Origin of the sequence: Streptomyces sp. CB02400 (genome assembly GCF_001905725.1) — a bacterium.
GTDB classification, from domain to species: domain Bacteria; phylum Actinomycetota; class Actinomycetes; order Streptomycetales; family Streptomycetaceae; genus Streptomyces; species Streptomyces atrovirens.
Window position 1 is genome coordinate 275178 of record NZ_LIWB01000004.1, and the last position, 18097, is coordinate 293274.

Consider the following 18097-nt stretch of genomic DNA (forward strand, 5'->3'; position numbering starts at 1 on the left):
GGTCGGCGGACCGGCGGACCGGCTCCACAGGAGAAACCGGCGGAAACGGCAGAACCGGCAGAACAGACATAACCAGCGGGTGGGTGCGAGCCGTGGGCTCGCGCCCACCCGCCTCGACGGCACCCCCCGATCGCGTTGCCCCGCCCCATCCCCCACCGGATGCTGGGATGCTGGACCTGACGACCGGGCCCGCCACGAGGGCGGGCCCGGATCAGGGGCATGGGGGGCCGAGGAACGTGGAGGACAGGGTGCGGGTGGTCATCGCCGAGGATTCGGTGCTGCTGCGGGAGGGCCTGACCCGGCTGCTGACCGACCGTGGGCACGAGGTCGTGGCCGGTGTCGGTGACGGTGACGCGTTGATCAAGACCATCACCGAGCTGGACGGGGAGAACCAGCTCCCGGACGTCGTGGTGGCCGACGTGCGGATGCCGCCGACGCACACGGACGAGGGGGTGCGGGCCGCGGTACAGCTACGCAAGACGCATCCGGGCGTCGGCGTGCTGGTGCTGTCGCAGTACGTGGAGGAGCGCTACGCCACGGAGCTGCTCGCCGGTTCCAGCCGTGGCGTCGGTTATCTGCTCAAGGACCGGGTGGCCGAGGTCCGTGAGTTCGTGGACGCGGTGGTGCGCGTGGCCCAGGGCGGTACGGCACTGGATCCCGAGGTGGTCGCGCAGCTGCTGGGGCGCAGCCGTAAGCAGGACGTGCTCGCGGGGCTCACCCCGCGGGAGCGGGAGGTCCTGGGACTGATGGCGGAGGGCAGGACGAACTCGGCGATCGCCAGGCAGCTGGTGGTCAGCGACGGTGCCGTGGAGAAGCACGTCAGCAACATCTTCCTGAAGCTGGGGCTGTCCCCGAGCGACGGCGATCACCGGCGGGTGCTGGCCGTTCTCACCTACCTCAACTCCTGATCGAGGACGTCTCGAAGTCGTGTCCAACATGCGAATGACCCAGGGAAGGCGACCCTTACGGACGTAGGGTTTATGCGGGGAAGGCCTGTGGGAAGGCCGTCCCGGACAGCCGCCCTCGAGGAGGTCCAGTTCAGTGACCAGCCAGGTCAGCAGCACAGCGGAGCAGGCCGACGGAGCAGTCGTAGGGGAGCAGCGCACAGCGGCGGGGGCGAAGGACGTCCGCCGGCTCGACCGAGTGATCATCAGGTTCGCGGGGGACTCGGGTGACGGTATGCAGCTCACCGGTGACCGTTTCACCTCGGAGACCGCGTCCTTCGGCAACGACCTCTCCACGCTGCCGAACTTCCCGGCCGAGATCCGCGCGCCCGCCGGCACCCTGCCCGGTGTCTCGTCCTTCCAGCTCCACTTCGCCGACCACGACATCCTCACCCCCGGTGACGCGCCGAACGTGCTGGTGGCGATGAACCCGGCCGCACTGAAGGCCAACATCGGGGACCTGCCGCGCGGCGCGGAGGTCATCGTCAACACGGACGAGTTCACCAAGCGGGCGATGCAGAAGGTCGGCTACGACAGCAGCCCGCTGGAGGACGGCTCGCTGGACGGCTACAGCCTGCACCCGGTGCCGCTGACCACGCTGACCGTGGAGGCGCTCAAGGAGTTCGACCTCACCCGCAAGGAGGCCGAGCGCAGCAAGAACATGTTCGCCCTCGGGCTGCTGAGCTGGATGTACCACCGGCCCACCGAGGGCACGGAGAGGTTCCTGCGGTCGAAGTTCGCCAAGAAGCCCGACATCGCCGCCGCCAACATCGCGGCCTACCGGGCCGGCTGGAACTTCGGCGAGACGACGGAGGACTTCGCGGTCTCCTACGAGGTGGCCCCGGCGGCGAAGGCGTTCCCGCCCGGCGTCTACCGCAACATCTCCGGGAACCTGGCCCTGTCCTACGGACTGATCGCCGCGTCCCGCCAGGCGGACCTGCCGCTCTACCTCGGCTCCTACCCGATCACCCCCGCCTCGGACATCCTGCACGAGCTGAGCCGGCACAAGAACTTCGGTGTGCGGACCTTCCAGGCCGAGGACGAGATCGCCGGCATCGGCGCGGCACTGGGAGCGGCCTTCGGCGGCTCCCTCGCGGTCACCACCACCTCCGGTCCCGGTGTGGCGCTGAAGTCCGAGACCATCGGCCTGGCGGTCTCCCTCGAACTGCCGCTGCTGATCGTGGACATCCAGCGCGGCGGCCCGTCCACCGGCCTGCCGACCAAGACCGAGCAGGCGGACCTGCTCCAGGCCATGTACGGCCGCAACGGCGAGGCACCGGTCCCGGTGGTCGCGCCCCGCACGCCGGCCGACTGCTTCGACGCCGCCCTGGAGGCGGCCCGTATCGCCCTGACCTACCGCACGCCGGTGTTCCTCCTCTCCGACGGCTACCTCGCCAACGGCAGCGAGCCCTGGCGCATCCCGGACCTGGAGGAGCTGCCGGATCTGACCGTGCAGTTCGCGCAGGGGCCGAACCACGCGCTGGACGACGGCACCGAGGTGTTCTGGCCGTACAAGCGGGACCCGCAGACACTGGCCCGCCCCTGGGCCGTCCCCGGCACCCCGGGTCTTGAGCACCGCATCGGCGGCATCGAGAAGCAGGACGGCACGGGCAACATCTCCTACGACCCCGCCAACCACGACTTCATGGTCCGCACCCGGCAGGCGAAGGTCGACGGCATCGACGTACCGGACATCGAGGTCGACGACCCGGACGGGGCGAAGGCCCTGGTGCTGGGCTGGGGGTCGACGTACGGGCCGATCACGGCCGCCGTGCGCCGTATCCGCAAGGAGGGCGGCCGGATCGCGCAGGCGCATCTGCGCCACCTCAACCCGTTCCCGCACAACCTCGGTGACGTGCTCGCCCGTTACGAGCGCGTCGTGGTCCCCGAGATGAACCTGGGGCAGCTCGCCACCCTCATCCGGGCGAAGTACCTGGTCGACGCCGACTCGTACAACCAGGTCAACGGCATGCCGTTCAAGGCGGAGCAGCTCGCCACGGCGCTGAAGGAGGCCATCGATGACTGATCCCAACGCCCTTCTCCAGCTGGTGCCCAAGGCCGAGGGCCGGCAGTCGATGAAGGACTTCAAGTCCGACCAGGAAGTGCGCTGGTGCCCCGGCTGCGGCGACTACGCCGTGCTCGCCGCCGTGCAGGGCTTCATGCCCCAGCTCGGCCTGGCGAAGGAGAACATCGTCTTCGTCTCCGGCATCGGCTGCTCCTCCCGCTTCCCGTACTACATGAACACCTACGGGATGCACTCCATCCACGGCCGCGCCCCCGCCATCGCCACCGGCCTGGCCACCTCCCGCCGCGACCTGTCCGTCTGGGTCGTCACCGGTGACGGCGACGCCCTCTCCATCGGCGGCAACCACCTCATCCACGCCCTGCGCCGCAACGTCAACCTCAAGATCCTGCTGTTCAACAACCGGATCTACGGTCTGACCAAGGGCCAGTACTCCCCCACCTCCGAGGTCGGCAAGATCACCAAGTCGACGCCGATGGGCTCGCTGGACGCGCCCTTCAACCCGGTGTCGCTGGCGATCGGCGCGGAGGCGTCCTTCGTGGCGCGTACGGTCGACTCCGACCGCAAGCACCTCACCGAGGTGCTGCGCCAGGCCGCCGACCATCCCGGCACGGCGCTGGTGGAGATCTACCAGAACTGCAACATCTTCAACGACGGCGCCTTCGAGGTCCTCAAGGACCGGCAGCAGGCCGAGGAGGCCGTGATCCGTCTGGAGCACGGTGAGCCGGTCCGCTTCGGCGCCGACGGTTCCAAGGGCGTCGTACGCGACCGGGCCACCGGTGACCTGAGGGTCGTCACCGTGACGGCGGACAACGAGGCCGACGTCCTCGTCCACGACGCCCACTCCGCGTCCCCGACCACCGCGTTCGCGCTGTCCCGGCTCGCGGACCCCAGCACCCTGCACAACACCCCGATCGGCGTCTTCCGCTCCGTCGACCGGCCCGTCTACGACACCCTCATGGCCGACCAGCTCGACACCGCCGTCGAACAGCACGGCAAGGGCGACCTCGCCACCCTGCTCACCGGCGGCGACACCTGGACCGTCGTGGGCTGACCCCTGCCAAAGGCCGAGACGAGGCCCGGGTGCCCTACGGCGCCCGGGTCTCGTCGTACGCCTGCCGGGCGACGAGGACGTCGGCCATGCGCTTCTCGGTCCACAGCGCCAGGTCGCGCACCTGCTCGGCCGCCTCGCGGCCCAGGCCGGTGAGGGAGTAGTCGACGCGGGGCGGGATGACCGGTTTGGCGTCGCGGTGGACCAGGCCGTCGCGCTCCAGGGTCTGGAGGGTCTGGGTGAGCATCTTCTCGCTGACCCTGCCGATCGCCCGGCGCAGTTCGCTGAAGCGGTACGAGCGCTCCAGGAGCTGGATCAGCACGAGCACGCCCCAGCGACTGGTCACATGCTCCAGGACCAGCCGGTGCGGGCACATCTCCTCGCCGTCGGTCCACCGGACACCATCACTTACCGCCATGCCAGTACCTTACTTCAAAGTGGGTACTTTCCATTAGTTAGCGTAACTCCTAGGGTGGGTGACATACCCGCACACGCACCCCACAGGAGTTCCGAACCATGAGCATCGTCGTCACCGGCGCCACCGGACACCTCGGCCGTCACGTCGTGGACCAGCTGCTGGACAAGGTCCCGGCCGAGCAGGTCACCGCCGTCGTCCGCAGCGCGGAGAAGGCCGCGGACCTCGCCGGGCGCGGAGTGCGGATCGCGGTCGCCGACTACAACACCCCCGAGACCTTCGACGGCCTGTTCGCGGCCGGCGACAAGGTGCTGCTGATCTCGGGCAACGAGTTCGACAGGGGCCGGGTGGGCCAGCACCGGGTCGTCATCGACGCCGCCGAGGCCGCCGGTGTCGCCCTGCTCGCCTACACCAGCGCGCCCGGCTCCCTGACCGCCGCGCTCGCCGACGACCACCGCGGCACCGAGGAGGCGCTGCTGGGTTCGGGCGTGCCGTACGTGCTGCTGCGCAACGGCTGGTACCACGAGAACTACACCGAGAACCTCGCCCCGGTGCTGGAGCACGACGCGGTCCTCGCCGCCGCCGGGGAGGGCCGGGTCTCCTCCGCCTCACGGGCCGACTACGCGGCCGCCGCCGTCGCCGTGCTCACCGGCGAGGGGCACGAGAACAAGACGTACGAGCTGGGCGGCGACGAGGCGTGGAGCTTCGCCGAGTACGCGGCCGAGCTGAGCCGGCAGACCGGCAAGGAGATCGTCTACAACCCGGTCACGCCCGAGGCGCTCACCGGCATCCTGACCGGCGCCGGGGTGCCCGAGCCGATGGCCGCCGTGCTGGCGGGCGTGGACGTCTCGATCGAGAAGGGGGAGCTGGTCGTCGACAGCGGCGACCTGTCCCGGCTGGCCGGCCGCCCGACCACCCCGCTCGCCGAGGCCGTCACCGCCGCGCTCAGGGGCTGACCTGGAGGGCCGCCGCCCCTGCCACCCCCGCGCGTCATGACCGTATGCCGGTACGGGCATGACACGCGGGGGTGTCCGGCGTTACCGTCGTCCGGCGAGCACCGCGCGCGCGTGCGCGGGCATCGCGGGAGACAGGACACGCGTCGGACACGAAGGAGGGGCCCGTGACCGGGAAGTCGGCCGCAGAGCGGCGCATAGGACTGCTGAACGGCTTCGCGGCGTACGGGATGTGGGGGCTCGTCCCGCTGTTCTGGCCCCTGCTCAAGCCCGCCGGGGCGGTGGAGATCCTGGCCCACCGGATGGTGTGGTCACTGTTCTTCGTGGCCGCCGCCCTGCTCTTCATACGCCGCTGGGCCTGGCTCGGCGAGCTGCTGCGGCAGCCGCGCAGGCTGGCGCTGATCACGGTCGCCGCGGCGGTCATCACCGTGAACTGGGGCGTCTACATCTGGTCCGTGAACTCCGGGCACGTCGTCGAGGCCTCCCTCGGCTACTTCATCAACCCGCTGGTCACGATCGCGATGGGCGTGCTGCTGCTGAAGGAGCGGCTGCGGCCCGTGCAGTGGGCGGCGGTCGGGGTGGGCGCCGCGGCGGTGCTCGTCCTCACCGTCGGTTACGGCCAGCCGCCGTGGATCTCGCTCTGTCTCGCCTTCTCCTTCGCCACGTACGGACTGGTGAAGAAGAAGGTCAACCTCGGCGGCGTCGAGTCGCTCGCCGCCGAGACCGCGGTCCAGTTCCTGCCCGCGCTCGGCTACCTGCTGTGGCTGAGCGCCCAGGGCGATTCCACGTTCGCCGCCGAAGGAGCCGGGCACGCCGCGCTGCTCGCCGCGACCGGGATCGTCACCGCGCTCCCCCTGGTCTGCTTCGGCGCCGCCGCGATCCGCGTGCCGCTGTCCACGCTGGGCCTGCTGCAGTACCTGGCGCCGGTCTTCCAGTTCCTGCTCGGGGTCCTCTACTTCAAGGAGGCCATGCCGCCCGAGCGCTGGGCCGGTTTCGCCCTGGTGTGGCTGGCGCTCATCCTCCTCACCTGGGACGCGCTGCGCACCGCCCGCCGGGCCGCCCGCGCGCTCGCCGGGGAGACCGGCGTGCGCGGGAGCAGCGTCCCGGCCGGCGCGGCGGACGCGGCTCCGACCGCCGGGAGCGTGCCCGCCGCGGCCGAGGCGGGCCGGCTGGAGGCCAGGCCGTAGAGCAACGCGTGTCAGTGCCGAGCCCTATAACTGAGGGCATGACGCAGACACCGACACCGGCCACCCCCGTGCACTGGAAGGTCGTCATCGACGCGGCCGACCCGCACGCGCAGGCCGACTTCTGGGCCGCCGCCCTCCGGTACGTGGTGGAGGACAACAGCGCGCTCATCGAGAAACTGCTGGCCGCGGGCGCCGTCCCGGCCGAGCTGACCGTCGAGTCCCACGACCGCCGGGCCTGGCGCGACCTGGCCGCGGTACGGCACCCCGACGACCCGTACGACGAGGAGAGCGGCACCGGCCGTGGACGGCGGCTGCTGTTCCAGCGCGTACCGGAGGAGAAGACGGTCAAGAACCGGCTCCACCTCGACCTGCACCCCGGCGCGGGACGCCGCGAGGAGGAGCTCGCACGGCTGGAGGGGCTCGGCGCGCGGGTGCTGCGGCGGGTGGAGGAGCCTTCCGGGGGATGGCTCCTGATGGCCGACCCGGAAGGCAATGAGTTCTGCCTGCATTAGGGGTTTCGGCCGATTTCCCCCCGATGTCCCCTGAGGCAGAGGCTTCTCAGGACTGCTGGGTGCGGGCGCGTTCGGTCAGCCGGCCCATGCGGGCACGGGCGGACTCCAGTTCCTCGATCTCGTCGGCGGCGGGCCCGTCCTCGGCGGTGAGCTCGGTCCACTGGGCGATCAGCTCGTGCCCGAGCTCCAGTCCGAGCAGCGGGTCGCGCACCGCGCGCCATGCGGTCGCCGCGCTGCGGACGTTGCCGTAGGCGGCCTCCGCGTCCCCCGCGCGGCGGCAGATCACGGCGAGGTCGAGGGAGATCCGGAAGGCGCGCAGCGGCTCACCGGCCAGGTAGGCGATGTACGCGGCGAGTTCGCGCAGCCGCAGCACCTCCGGGTGTTCCGGTCCCAGGGTGCCCGAGGCCTCCGCGACGGTCTCCTCGGCCAGCCGGGCCGCCGTGTCGATCCTGCCCGTCCGGACGGCGTCGTTGACCCGGGCCATGGGTTCGGCGAGGTGGCTCTCGTCGGTGGCGAGGGGCTCGTCACCGAGCACCGCCTCCGCCACGGCGTCGAAACCGCGGGGCGGGGTGGGCTTGGGATCGGGGTCGAGCACGGGCTCGGGCTCGGGGGACGGCGCGGTCTCGTGCGCCCGGGGCCGGTCGGTCCCGGGGTCGGGGTGCGGCCTCGCGTCCATGGCCGGGGGCGGGCCGAACTCGCCCGTCGGGGGCGCGACCGTGCCGGGCGGCGTGACCTCCGCCGACCCGGGTACGGCCCGCAGTTCGAACGTCGGTACGGCGTCCCGGGGAGCCTCCGACTCGGGTACGGGGCGCAGCTCGAAGGTGGGAGTGGCGTCCCGTACGGGATCCGGTCCGGACGTCCCTTCCGGCGCCGGCTCGGGCACGGAGCGCAGCAGGTGCGTCGGCCGGTCCGCGTCGGACTCCCGCGCCGGCGCCGTCAGGACCGGCTGCGCCGTGAAGTGGCTGGAGCCGTCCGGGTCGACCCGGAGCGGGACGACGCAGCCGATGCGTTCGTCGTGCACGGTGGCGAGGACGGCGTGTCCGGAGGCGATGGCGATGCGGTGGAGGCGGTTCAGCACCGCCTGCTGGATCTCCTCGCCGGGCCCGGCGATCACCGTCACCCCGCCGACCGACGCCCCGCGCGTGCCCGCCCCGCCCACGGGGACATGGACGTCGATCGGCGCTGCCGCAAGGTTCGCCGCATGTGCGGCCTGCTGCTGTTCCCGCTTCTTCTCGCGGCTGAGTCGAGACATCGTTCCCTCATTCGGGTCGTACACCTACCGTCGAGTCTGTCCGCTCGCTCGCGCTTCTCACGTCACCGCGTTGTCACAGGCTCGTCCCAACGGCCGCCCGCGCGGGTTTACCCGTCCGCCCGGCGGCATGAAGATCGAGGTGGCGAGCAGAAGAGGGGACATGGGACAGGGACCGGAGATCTGGATCCGAGGACCGGTGGCGGTACCGGAGACGGCCCCTCCGGAGCCCGCCCCCGCGCGGGCGACGGCCCGCCGCTTCTCCTGGGTCGGCCTGCACGGCGGCGCGGGCGTCTCCACGCTCGCCGCGGTCTACGGCGGTCATGACAGCGGACGTTCCTGGCCCGGCCCCGCCGGTCCGCCGTCGGTGCTGCTCGTCGCCCGGACCCACGCGGCCGGCCTGGACGCCGTGCTCCCGGCGGTGGACATGGTCCGGCGCGGCGAGGCGCCGCAGGGGCTCGACCTGGACGCCGTGGTCCTGGTGGCGGACGCGCCGGGACGGCTGCCGCGTCCCCTCGCCCACCGGATCCGGCTCATCGAGTCGGTGATCGACGTGTACCGCGTGCCCTGGGTGAACGAGTGGCGCCTGGGCGACCTGACCGGCCGGCCGCCCCGCGAGACGGAGCCACTGGCCCGCCTGGCGGACGCGACGCGTTGAGCGGCCGGGAGGACGGCCCTCGTACGCCCGCCTCGGTCGCGGGGATCGCCTCCGCCGTGCGCGGGCGGCGGAGGCGGGCCGTGGACGTGGTCGCGGAGGCGCTGGAGCGGATCGGGCGGGCCGATCCGGCGCTGTGCGCGTTCCTCGAGGTGTGGGGCGAGGAGGCGCTGCGGCGGGCGGACGAGGTGGACACGCGGGTCGCCGCCGGTGAGCGGCTGCCGCTGGCCGGGGTGCCGGTCGCGGTCAAGGGGCGGCACGGGCTGCGTGCGGCGGAGCCGCTGCTCGCGGCCGGTGGTGTCGCCGTGGGTGCCACGTCGGTGCCCGGTCCGGGAACGCCCTGGCAGACCTGGGGGCTCGGGGCGCACGGCCGTACCGTCAATCCGTGGCGGGCGGACCGTACGCCGGGCGGCTCCTCGGCCGGGGCGGCGGTGGCGGTGGCGGCCGGGCTGGTGCCGCTGGCGACGGGCAGCGACGGCGCGGGCTCGGTGCGGATCCCGGCGGCGTGGTGCGGGACCGTCGGGCTGAAGGTCACGAACGGCCGCCTCCCCTCGGCCGACCGTACGGGCCTCGCGGCGCCCGGAGTCCTCACCCGCACGGCCTCGGACGCGGCGGCCTGGTGGCGGGTGGTGTCGGGGCGGCCCATCGCCGACGAGGCCCCGGCGCCCCTTCCCGTCTCCGCCTGCTGGTCCCCCGGCCTCGGCTTCGCCGCCCCCGACCCGGAACCCGTCGCCCTGGCCCGTACGGCGGCCGACCGGCTGGTCGACACCGGGGTCGTACGGCTCGTACGCCCCTCGTCGCCACCGCGGCTCCTCGACCCCGCCCCGGCCTGGCTCGCCCTGCGCACCCCCGGTGCCGATCCCACCGACGCCCACCGGGTCCGGGCGGAGAACGACCGGCGCCTGAACGACCTCTTCGCCCGTGCCGACCTGCTGCTCACCCCCACGGCGCCCACCGCACCGCACGGTCACGACGGCCCCGGCGAGGTCTACTCGACCGCCCTCACCTGGGCGTTCAACCTCAGCGGGCACCCCGCGCTGAGCTTCCCGGCCGGGTTCGGCGCCGACGGCTGCCCGGCGGGGCTCCAGTTGGTGGCACCGCGCGGGCGGGAGGATCTGCTGCTCGCGGTGGCGGCGGAGGCGGAGCGGCGCGGGGGCGCCCCCACCGGCTGAGCGGCCCGTGGAGCCACGCCGCCCCTTTGACATATAGATGCACGCGCATATGATGCAGATGCCTGTATTTGACGCACGCCGAGCATCTGAGGATGATCATGACTCGTCGTTTCCTCTTCGTCCTGGGCAGCGCCCGCCCCGACGGCAACACCGAACTGCTGGCCCGCCGGGCCGCCGAACAGCTGCCCCCGGACGTGGAACAGCAGTGGATCGACCTCGCCGCCCACCCCCTGCCCGACTTCGAGGACCTGCGCCACGACAGCGACCACACCCGCCCCACCGAGGGCGATGTGGCCGCGCTGCTGGACGCCACCCTCGCGGCGACGGACCTCGTGATCGCCTCGCCGCTGTACTGGTACTCGGTGTCCGCCCAGACCAAGCGCTACCTGGACCACTGGTCGGGCTGGCTGCGCACCCCGGGGCTGGACTTCAAGGCGACCCTGGCGGGGCGCACCCTGTGGGGCGTCACCGCGCTCGCGCACGAGGAGCCGGAGGTCGCCGATCCGCTGGTCGGCACGCTGAACAACTCGGCCGCGTACATGGGGATGCGCTTCGGCGGGGTCCTGCTCGGCAACGGCAGCAAGCCGGGCGACGTGCTGAAGGACACGGAGGCGCTGGCACGGGCCAAGACGTTCTTCGCCCAGGAGGCGCCCCTCGCCCGCTTCCCGTACGAGGCCGGCTGACACCGGCGCCGCCTCACCAGCCGAGCTGTTCCTCGCCCAGGACCTCGCTGCCGATGTGGGCGGCGAGCTTCTGGGCGCGCTCGAGATCGCCGTACTTGGTCACATGGACGAAGACGGTGTGGTCCTCGGTCCATGTGTCGCCGTACTGCGCCTCGTCGCCGTGGAACACGATCTGGACCCCGTCGTAGTTCCAGTGTCCGTGGGAGTCGATCTCCGGGTCGTCCGGCCAGCGGCCGTGCCACTCGATGGACGCCGTTCCCTCGCCCAGAGCGGTCAGGAACCGTTCCTCGACGTCCCCGCGCCCGACGTCCTCCATGAACTGCAGCGGCAGATGCGCCTGGAGTCCGGCGTCGTCCAGTCGCGTCACGTCGAGGTCGAAGAAGAGGAAGTCACCGGTTGCCGGATCGGTGCGGGCGTCCACGTAGTCGAAATCGGCCCCGGGAACGATCCCGGCCATCCGCCGCGCGTCCCCGGGCGTCCGTATCTCGGCGGACAGCCATACCTTGTCCCCGATGTGTTCCAGCAACGCGCACAACCGCCTGGCCTGCCGGTACGCCTCGCCCGCGTCGGTGGTCCGCAGGACGGGATACGCCCGTGAATTGCCCATGGACCGAACCGTCACACGCCCCGGCCCGCCAGTGCCAGCGCATTTCCCTACGCGGTGATGTCCTTCGCCGTGAACCGCGCCCACGCCGCCGAGCCGAACACGGCCGCGTAGAGGGCCTGGAGGCCGAGGTTCTTCGTCAGGTCGTCCCAGTAGACCGGTTCGCGCATCAGGTCGGCGAAGGACAGCCAGTAGTGGGAGAAGAGGTAGGGGTGCAGGGCGTGCAGCTGGGGGATCTGGTCGACGATCTGGACCGTGATCAGCAGCCCTACCGTGGTCGCCATCGCCGCGATGCCGCTGTTGGTCAGCGTCGAGACGAACAGGCCGAGCGCCGCCACCCCGATCAGTGACACGGCGACGACCAGGGCGATCAGCAGGGCTCTGGCCAGTCCCTCGGAGAAGCTGATCCGGGTGCCCGAGATGGTCGTGAGGTCGCCCAGTGGGAACAGCAGCGCGCCGGTGACCAGCGCCGACACGGCGACCACGAGCGTGGCGACCAGGCAGAAGGTCATGACCGTCGCGTACTTGGTGAGCAGCAGGCGGCTCCGCCCGGCGGGGGCGACCAGGAGGTAGCGCAGGGTGCCGGCGTTCGCCTCGCCGGCGACGGCGTCGCCCGCGACGACCCCGATCGCCATGGGCAGGAAGAACGGCAGGGTGGCGGCGAGCGCGGTGAAGACCAGGAACAGTCCGTTGTTGGTGATCTGCGAGATGAACGCCGGCCCTCCCCCGCCGCCCCCGCCACCGGCCGACGAGCCGTTACCGGTCTCGATCCGTACGGCGATGCCGACCAGGACCGGTACGGCCGCCAGCACCCCGAGCAGGGCGAGGGTGCGCCACCGCCGGAAGGTGGTGAGCAGCTCGCTGCGGAACAGGCCGAGGGTCCACAGCGGGTTCACCCTCCGCACCGCTTCAGCCTGCGACATCGAAGCCCTCCCCGGTCAGCGCCACGAACGCGTCCTCCAGCGAGGCCCGTTCCGCCCCGAAGCCGCGTACCCGGACGCCTGCCGTCACCAGCGCCGCGTTCACCTCGGCGAGGTCGCGCTCGGGCACCTCGCCGGTCACCCGCTCCCCGTCCACGACGACATCGGCGACCCCCTGCTCCTTGAGCACCCGGGCGGCGTCCGCCGGGTCGGGTGTGGTCACCACCAGCCGGCCGCGGGCGCCCGCGGCCAGGTCGGCGACCGGGCCCTGGGTGATCAGCCGGCCCTGGGCCATCACGGCGGCGTGCGTGCACACCTGCTCGATCTCGTCGAGGAGGTGGGAGGAGAGGAAGACGGTGGTGCCGTCCGAGGCCAGTTCGCGCACCAGCGTGCGGATCTCCCGCATGCCCTGCGGGTCGAGGCCGTTGGTCGGCTCGTCCAGGACGAGCAGCCGGCGCGGCTGGAGCAGGGCGGCCGCGAGGCCGAGGCGCTGCTTCATGCCGAGGGAGTACGCCTTCGCCTTCTTGCCGGCGGCGGCCGTGAGGCCCACCCGGTCCAGGGCGGCGGCGACGCGGGCGCGCCGGGTGCGCGGGTCCGCGGTCGGGTCGGCGGCGTCGTAGCGCAGGAGGTTGTCCCGGCCGGAGAGGAAGCCGTACAGGGCCGGGCCCTCGATGAGGGCGCCGACGTGGGGCAGCACGGCGCGCGCGGAGCGCGGCATGGGGCGCCCCAGGACGTGCGCCGTGCCGGAGGTCGGCTCGATCAGGCCCATCAGCATGCGGATGGTGGTGGTCTTGCCGGAGCCGTTGGGGCCGAGGAAGCCGAAGACGCTGCCCGCCGGGACGGTCAGGTGCAGACCGTCGACGGCGAGCTGTCCGCCGCGGTAGCGCTTGGTGAGCGCGCGGGTGGTGATGACTCCCTCACCCGCGCGCACCCCGTCCGGCTCGCTGGCGGACGCCTCGCCCATCGGCTCCCTCGTTCCTTGACTACGTCACTGGCCCCGGTGCTTTACTTCCCCGCGTCGGCCGCCTTCACGAGCGCGTCCTTGGTGACGGTGCCCACGTAGACCTTGCCGTCCTCGGTGATCAGGGCGTTCACCAGGCGGGTGCTGAACACCGTGCCGGTGCCGAACTCGCCCTCGACCTGGTCTCCGAGGGAGCCGAGGAAGCCGTCGAGGTCGCCGCCGGCCCCGCCGGTGGGCAGGTCGGTGGGCAGGCCGCCCTCGGTGCCGGTGTCGAAGGTGGCGACGGTGTTCCAGCCCTCGCCGAGCATCTTCAGCCCGTCGAGGCCCTTGGCCAGGTCCTCCTCGGACTTCGGGGCGTTCTCCGGCTTCCCGGAGTGCTCCCGGCCGTGGTCGAGTTCGCCGTCCTCGGTCACCTCGGCGCCCTTGGGCGGGGTGAAGTCGAACGTCGAGGCGGCCGGCCTGTCGAAGCTCACCTTGGTGAAGCCGACGTCCACGACGGCCGCGCCACCGCTGGACGGGGTGAGCGTGAACTTCAGCGGCATACCGGTCTTGTGATCGACCGCGATGCTGATCGCGCCGACCGTGGAGCCGGACTGCCGGGGCTTGACGACCAGCTTGTACGCGTCCCGGCCGGCCACCTGGGCGGTGCCGTCGACGGTCACGGACGTGGTGTCGTCGACCGACTTCAGCGCCTCCTCGGCGAAGTCCTTCGGGGTGGCCGGGGGCTGCTGCTCCCGGTCCTCGCCGGAGGCGTCGACGGTGCCGTGGTAGACCTCGTTGGAGCCGCTGTCGTAGCCCCAGACGTCCTTGCCGTTGTGGATCAGGCTGTACTCGGCGGCGTTCTCCAGGAGCGACACCTTCTGCCGGTCCGGGCCGTCGGCCGCGACGCGCAGGGTGTGCGTGCCGGAGGCCAGTTCGGTGAGCTTGGCGGACGGGTCGGCCGAGGAGCCGCCGTCCTCGCCCTGCCCCATGGCGCCGGACGCGAGGCTGTTCTCCAGGCCGCCGAGGTCCGGCAGACCGAGGTCCGTGGTGATCTTCACGGTGCCGGACAGCCGCTCGACGTCCGACTTCGCGATCTTCTCTATGAGCTGCGCGGCGGTGATCTCCGGCAGGTCGGGGTCGCCGGAGTCGGCGATCGCGGGGACGAGCCCGATGGTCGCGGCCGCCACTCCCATCACCGTGACCGGGACGACGTACCGCGCGGCCCTGCGCCGCCTCGCGCGCGGCTCGTCGGCCTCCCGCGCGGTCGTCATGTCGTCGGATTCGTACGGTGCCATGTGTGCCCTACCTCCGTGGTCGGCGGCGGCTTTCGTCTCGTGACCTCGCACCAGTCTCACCCTGAGCCGCCATTCTCACCCGAATCGGTGAGAAGTGGTGTTGTCCGTCGTGGTCCATCTGACCAAATCCGGCAGGCGGATTCGTCAGACCCCGGACGCAACTCCACGTACTGCTGGGGTATGACACGGAGGGCGGTTCCCTCCCCCGACCAGTAGGGGTCAGGGGGGAGTTCGGGCCGGCTCAGCCCGCGCGGTGCACCACCGCGTCGCACAGTTGCACGAGTGCCGTCCTCGCCTCGCACTCCTGTAGCGGGGCGAGCGCCGCGCGCGCCTCCTCGGCGTAGCGCACGGTGTCCCGGCGGGCCTGCTCCAGCGCGGGGTGGGCGCGCAGCAGTCGCAGCGCCTCGGCGTGCCGGGCGTCGTCGGTGAGGTCGGAGTCGAGCAGCTCGCACAGGGCGATGTCGTCGGCGAGACCCAGCCGGGCCGCCCGTTCGCGCAGCCGCAGCACCGGCAGGGTGGCGATGCCCTCGCGCAGGTCGGTGCCGGGGGTCTTGCCGGACTCGTGGGAGTCGGAGGCGATGTCCAGGACGTCGTCGGCGAGCTGGAAGGCGACGCCGAGCCGCTCGCCGTACTGGGTCAGCACGTCCACGACCGTCTCGTCGGCGCCGGACATCATCGCGCCGAACCGGCAGGCGACGGCGACCAGCGAGCCGGTCTTGCCGCCGAGCACGTCCAGGTAGTGGTCGACCGGGTCGCGGCCGTCCTGGGGTCCCGCGGTCTCCAGGATCTGCCCGGTGACCAGCCGCTCGAACGCCTCGGCCTGCACCCGCACGGCCTCAGGACCGAGGTCGGCCAGGATGTGCGAGGCCCGCGCGAAGAGGAAGTCGCCGGTGAGGACCGCGACGGAGTTGCCCCAGCGGGCGTTCGCGCTGTCGACGCCGCGCCGCACCTCGGCCTCGTCCATCACGTCGTCGTGGTACAGCGTGGCCAGATGGGTGAGTTCCACGACCACGGCCGAGGGCACGACACCGGGCGCGTAGGGGTCGCCGAACTGGGCGGCGAGCATCACGAGCAGCGGGCGGAACCGCTTGCCGCCGGCCCGCACCAGGTGCTGGGCGGCTCCCGTGATGAAGGGGACCTCACTCTTGGTGGCCTCGAGCAGCCCTTCCTCGACAGCCGTCATTCCGGCCTGGACATCGGCTTCCAGAGCCTGGTCCCGCACGCTCAGCCCGAACGGCCCGACGACGGTCACGAGGGGTCTCCTGTCTGCTGGTGTCCACTGGCGGTTACACGGAATGTCGATAGGTCGCTGCCATCACTCAAGTCAGCGTATCCGGTCACGTTTCGATCACCGCCAGCGCCCAGGGTTACGGGCAGGGCGATACGGGATCAGGAGCGGAGTGCTTTTGATCGGTTGATAACAACGGACATTCTTCGGCTTTCCCGGACGTAGCAATCCACTCCTCGACCCGGCTCCCGGCCCGCCTCCCGGGCCCCGCCTCGCCACGCGGACCATCCTGCCCGCCCCGACGTCCGATTTGCCGCAAATACCGAGCTAATTCCCCTTGGCGAAAAATGCGCTCACAGGCGATCCCCAGTGAAGTGAGTCACGCGCGATCCGGCACCCCCGCCACCGGCCGCCACTCGCCTTTCCCCTTCCCCCGGCGCCGAGTTGACCCTTGGCAGTAGCAAAGGATCAAGCACCCCAAAACCCCCATCGCAAGATCAAACGGCATCTTCTGTGATGCCCGCACTTGTTCCCGACATGTGCTCTCGCATACGTTCCGGGCCTGCCGGGTGGACGCCTAATCCTGCCGCCGCCCGCATCACACCCGACGACGAACTCAAGACGGCAGGAGTGGGGGACCCAGGTAGGTCGCCGCACCGGACATCGCACCGGGACGGCTAGGGGTGAAGCCATGCCCGCAGGGGCACGGCCGGGCACTCTCCCGCCCGAACCCGACAGCTCACCTCGCAGGCGTAGGAGAGGAACCCAGACATGCCTGCTTTCGGTCAGCTCAGCCGCTTCGGCAACCGCCGCCTCGCCCGCTCCCTCGCCGTCGCCGGCACCGGCGTCGCCATGGTCGCCCTGCCGCTGTTCGGCGCGACCAGCGCCTCCGCCGCCACCACCACCGAGCCGACGACGACCGCCGCCTCCGTGACGGCGTACCCGGACAACCTCGACGGCTGGATCCGCGAGTCGCTGGACATCATGGCGCAGCACGGCATCCCGGGCAGCTACGACGCCATCCACCGCAACATCATGCGCGAGTCCTCCGGCAACCCGTACGCCATCAACAACTGGGACTCCAACGCCGCCGCCGGCACCCCGTCGAAGGGTCTGCTGCAGGTCATCGACCCGACCTTCGCGGCCTACCACGTGCCCGGCACCGCCTTCGACCCGTACGACCCGGTCGCCAACATCACGGCGGCCTGCAACTACGCGGCCGACCGCTACGGCTCCATCGACAACGTCTTCGGCGCGTACTGAGCCACCCGCTGACGGGCGAGCTTCATCGCCCCACCGAACAGTCGCTCGAGGACGACGGCCACGCCGTCGTCCTCGTTCGACGTGGTGACCTCGTCCGCCACCGCCTTCAGTTCGGGATGCGCGTTGGCCATGGCGACGCCGTGGGCCGCCCAGTCGAACATGGGGACGTCGTTCGGCATGTCGCCGAAGGCGATCGTCCGCGCCGGGCTCAGCCCCAGGTGCTCGGCGGCCAGCGCCAGCCCGGTCGCCTTGGTCACCCCGCACGGCTGGAGCTCCACGGTGCCCGGCCCCGACATGGTGACCGTGGCCAGTGACCCCACCACCGACCGGGCCGCCGCCGCCAGCGCGTCGTCGGACAGGTCCGGGTGGCGCAGCAGCACCTTGCTGATCGGCCGGTCCCACAGCTCGGCCCGCCGCTCGACCCGCACCGCGGGCAGGGTCGGGTGCGGCATCAGATAGCCGGGCTCGATCAGCGTCAGCCCGTCGACCCCGTCCTGGTCGACCGCGGCGTACACCTCCCCCACCTCGGCCTCGATCTTGCCGAGCGCCGTCTCCGCCAGTTCCCGGTCCAGGGTCACGGACCACAGCAGCCGGTGCGCGCCGGCGTCGTACACCTGCGCGCCCTGTCCGCACACCGCGAGCCCCGCGCAGCCGAGGTCGTCCAGGAGCGGCCGCACTCTGGGGGCCGGTCGCCCCGTCACCACGAGATGCCGCGCGCCGGCCCGCTCCGCCCGTGCGAGCGCGGCGAGGGACCGGTCGGAGAGGGTGTCGTCGCCGCGCAGCAGCGTCCCGTCCAGGTCGGTGGCGATGAGTGAGTACGCGGTGGGTGCGGCCATGATCAGAGAATACGGACAACCCGACGGTCCGATTCACCGTGCCCGTTTGCGTTCGCTTTCGGTGCGGTTCCCCTTCTCTCGACGCCGGGTAAGGACCGGTTCAGGTCTCTTTCCCCGTTTGGCAAGAACATGGTCCGCTATCTACCGTCCGCCCGGTCCGGGGC

18 protein-coding genes and 1 riboswitch are annotated in these 18097 nt (G+C 71.7%); of the genes, 10 read left to right on the forward strand and 8 right to left on the reverse strand.

What is annotated here, in order from left to right; genetic code table 11:
- Nucleotides 1-248 precede the first annotated feature (248 nt).
- The 3 genes from AMK33_RS12265 to AMK33_RS12275 all read left to right on the forward strand — a co-directional run bounded on the left by AMK33_RS12265 (nt 249) and on the right by AMK33_RS12275 (nt 4021).
- Nucleotides 249-908 (forward strand): response regulator transcription factor, encoded by a 660-nt coding sequence (locus tag AMK33_RS12265; protein ID WP_327379181.1) that lies wholly within the window; start codon nt 249-251, stop codon nt 906-908.
- Nucleotides 909-1041: 133 nt separating this feature from the next.
- Nucleotides 1042-2970, forward strand: coding sequence for a 2-oxoacid:acceptor oxidoreductase subunit alpha (locus tag AMK33_RS12270; protein ID WP_073932815.1), 1929 nt, complete (start codon nt 1042-1044; stop codon nt 2968-2970).
- Nucleotides 2963-4021: a 2-oxoacid:ferredoxin oxidoreductase subunit beta gene (locus tag AMK33_RS12275; RefSeq protein WP_073932816.1), complete on the forward strand. Its 1059-nt coding sequence runs from the start codon at nt 2963-2965 to the stop codon at nt 4019-4021. The genes AMK33_RS12270 and AMK33_RS12275 overlap by 8 nt, the downstream gene beginning before the upstream one ends.
- 34 nt (nt 4022-4055) lie before the next feature.
- Here AMK33_RS12275 and AMK33_RS12280 read toward each other — a convergent pair whose 3' ends face one another.
- On the reverse strand, nt 4056-4436 hold the full coding sequence (locus tag AMK33_RS12280; RefSeq protein WP_073932817.1) for a winged helix-turn-helix transcriptional regulator: 381 nt from the start codon (nt 4434-4436) through the stop codon (nt 4056-4058).
- A 98-nt stretch (nt 4437-4534) separates the two neighbouring features.
- Here AMK33_RS12280 and AMK33_RS12285 point away from each other — a divergent pair, with 98 nt between their 5' ends.
- From AMK33_RS12285 to AMK33_RS12295, 3 genes are all read left to right on the forward strand, one after another.
- The gene (locus AMK33_RS12285; protein ID WP_073932818.1) at nt 4535-5389 is read left to right on the forward strand and encodes an SDR family oxidoreductase; all 855 of its coding nucleotides are present in this window, start codon (nt 4535-4537) and stop codon (nt 5387-5389) included.
- 164 nt (nt 5390-5553) lie between these two features.
- Nucleotides 5554-6573, forward strand: a complete 1020-nt coding sequence (gene rarD, locus AMK33_RS12290; protein WP_073932819.1) for an EamA family transporter RarD — start codon at nt 5554-5556, stop codon at nt 6571-6573.
- Nucleotides 6574-6611: 38 nt separating this feature from the next.
- Complete coding sequence (locus AMK33_RS12295) at nt 6612-7085, forward strand: VOC family protein (RefSeq protein WP_073932820.1); 474 nt, start codon at nt 6612-6614, stop codon at nt 7083-7085.
- 46 nt (nt 7086-7131) lie between these two features.
- Here the strand turns inward: AMK33_RS12295 and AMK33_RS41330 are convergent, their stop codons facing one another.
- Nucleotides 7132-8337 carry a hypothetical protein gene (locus AMK33_RS41330; RefSeq protein WP_073932821.1) on the reverse strand — a complete coding sequence of 402 codons (1206 nt, stop codon included), beginning with the start codon at nt 8335-8337 and terminating at the stop codon, nt 7132-7134.
- 160 nt (nt 8338-8497) lie between these two features.
- On the opposite strand from AMK33_RS41330, the gene AMK33_RS12305 reads away from it, so the two are divergent.
- The 3 genes from AMK33_RS12305 to AMK33_RS12315 all read left to right on the forward strand — a co-directional run bounded on the left by AMK33_RS12305 (nt 8498) and on the right by AMK33_RS12315 (nt 10844).
- Nucleotides 8498-8992 (forward strand): DUF6668 family protein, encoded by a 495-nt coding sequence (locus AMK33_RS12305; RefSeq protein ID WP_073932822.1) that lies wholly within the window; start codon nt 8498-8500, stop codon nt 8990-8992.
- Complete coding sequence (locus tag AMK33_RS12310) at nt 8989-10161, forward strand: amidase (protein ID WP_235618058.1); 1173 nt, start codon at nt 8989-8991, stop codon at nt 10159-10161. The genes AMK33_RS12305 and AMK33_RS12310 overlap by 4 nt, the downstream gene beginning before the upstream one ends.
- Before the next feature lie 98 nt (nt 10162-10259).
- Nucleotides 10260-10844: a flavodoxin family protein gene (locus AMK33_RS12315; RefSeq protein WP_073932823.1), complete on the forward strand. Its 585-nt coding sequence runs from the start codon at nt 10260-10262 to the stop codon at nt 10842-10844.
- Between the two features lie 13 nt (nt 10845-10857).
- Here the strand turns inward: AMK33_RS12315 and AMK33_RS12320 are convergent, their stop codons facing one another.
- From AMK33_RS12320 to AMK33_RS12340, 5 genes are all read right to left on the reverse strand, one after another.
- Nucleotides 10858-11451 carry a hypothetical protein gene (locus AMK33_RS12320; RefSeq protein WP_073932824.1) on the reverse strand — a complete coding sequence of 198 codons (594 nt, stop codon included), beginning with the start codon at nt 11449-11451 and terminating at the stop codon, nt 10858-10860.
- 47 nt (nt 11452-11498) lie between these two features.
- On the reverse strand, nt 11499-12371 hold the full coding sequence (locus AMK33_RS12325) for an ABC transporter permease (protein ID WP_073932825.1): 873 nt from the start codon (nt 12369-12371) through the stop codon (nt 11499-11501).
- The gene (locus AMK33_RS12330; RefSeq protein ID WP_073932826.1) at nt 12358-13332 is read right to left on the reverse strand and encodes an ABC transporter ATP-binding protein; all 975 of its coding nucleotides are present in this window, start codon (nt 13330-13332) and stop codon (nt 12358-12360) included. The genes AMK33_RS12325 and AMK33_RS12330 overlap by 14 nt, the downstream gene beginning before the upstream one ends.
- A gap of 41 nt (nt 13333-13373) precedes the next feature.
- The gene (locus tag AMK33_RS12335; RefSeq protein ID WP_073932827.1) at nt 13374-14606 is read right to left on the reverse strand and encodes a LolA family protein; all 1233 of its coding nucleotides are present in this window, start codon (nt 14604-14606) and stop codon (nt 13374-13376) included.
- A gap of 241 nt (nt 14607-14847) precedes the next feature.
- A complete protein-coding gene (locus tag AMK33_RS12340; protein ID WP_073932828.1) occupies nt 14848-15858 on the reverse strand; it encodes a polyprenyl synthetase family protein in 1011 nt (336 codons plus the stop codon).
- Nucleotides 15859-16432: 574 nt separating this feature from the next.
- A riboswitch (cyclic di-AMP (ydaO/yuaA leader) is annotated at nt 16433-16602 on the forward strand.
- Between the two features lie 3 nt (nt 16603-16605).
- Between AMK33_RS12340 and AMK33_RS12345 the strand changes: the two genes are divergently transcribed.
- Nucleotides 16606-17097, forward strand: a complete 492-nt coding sequence (locus tag AMK33_RS12345) for a transglycosylase SLT domain-containing protein (protein ID WP_073932829.1) — start codon at nt 16606-16608, stop codon at nt 17095-17097.
- On the opposite strand, the gene AMK33_RS12350 is transcribed toward AMK33_RS12345, so the two are convergent.
- Nucleotides 17061-17933: a Cof-type HAD-IIB family hydrolase gene (locus tag AMK33_RS12350; protein ID WP_073932830.1), complete on the reverse strand. Its 873-nt coding sequence runs from the start codon at nt 17931-17933 to the stop codon at nt 17061-17063. The two genes, AMK33_RS12345 and AMK33_RS12350, sit on opposite strands and share 37 nt — an antisense overlap.
- Between the last annotated feature and the right edge of the window lie 164 nt (nt 17934-18097).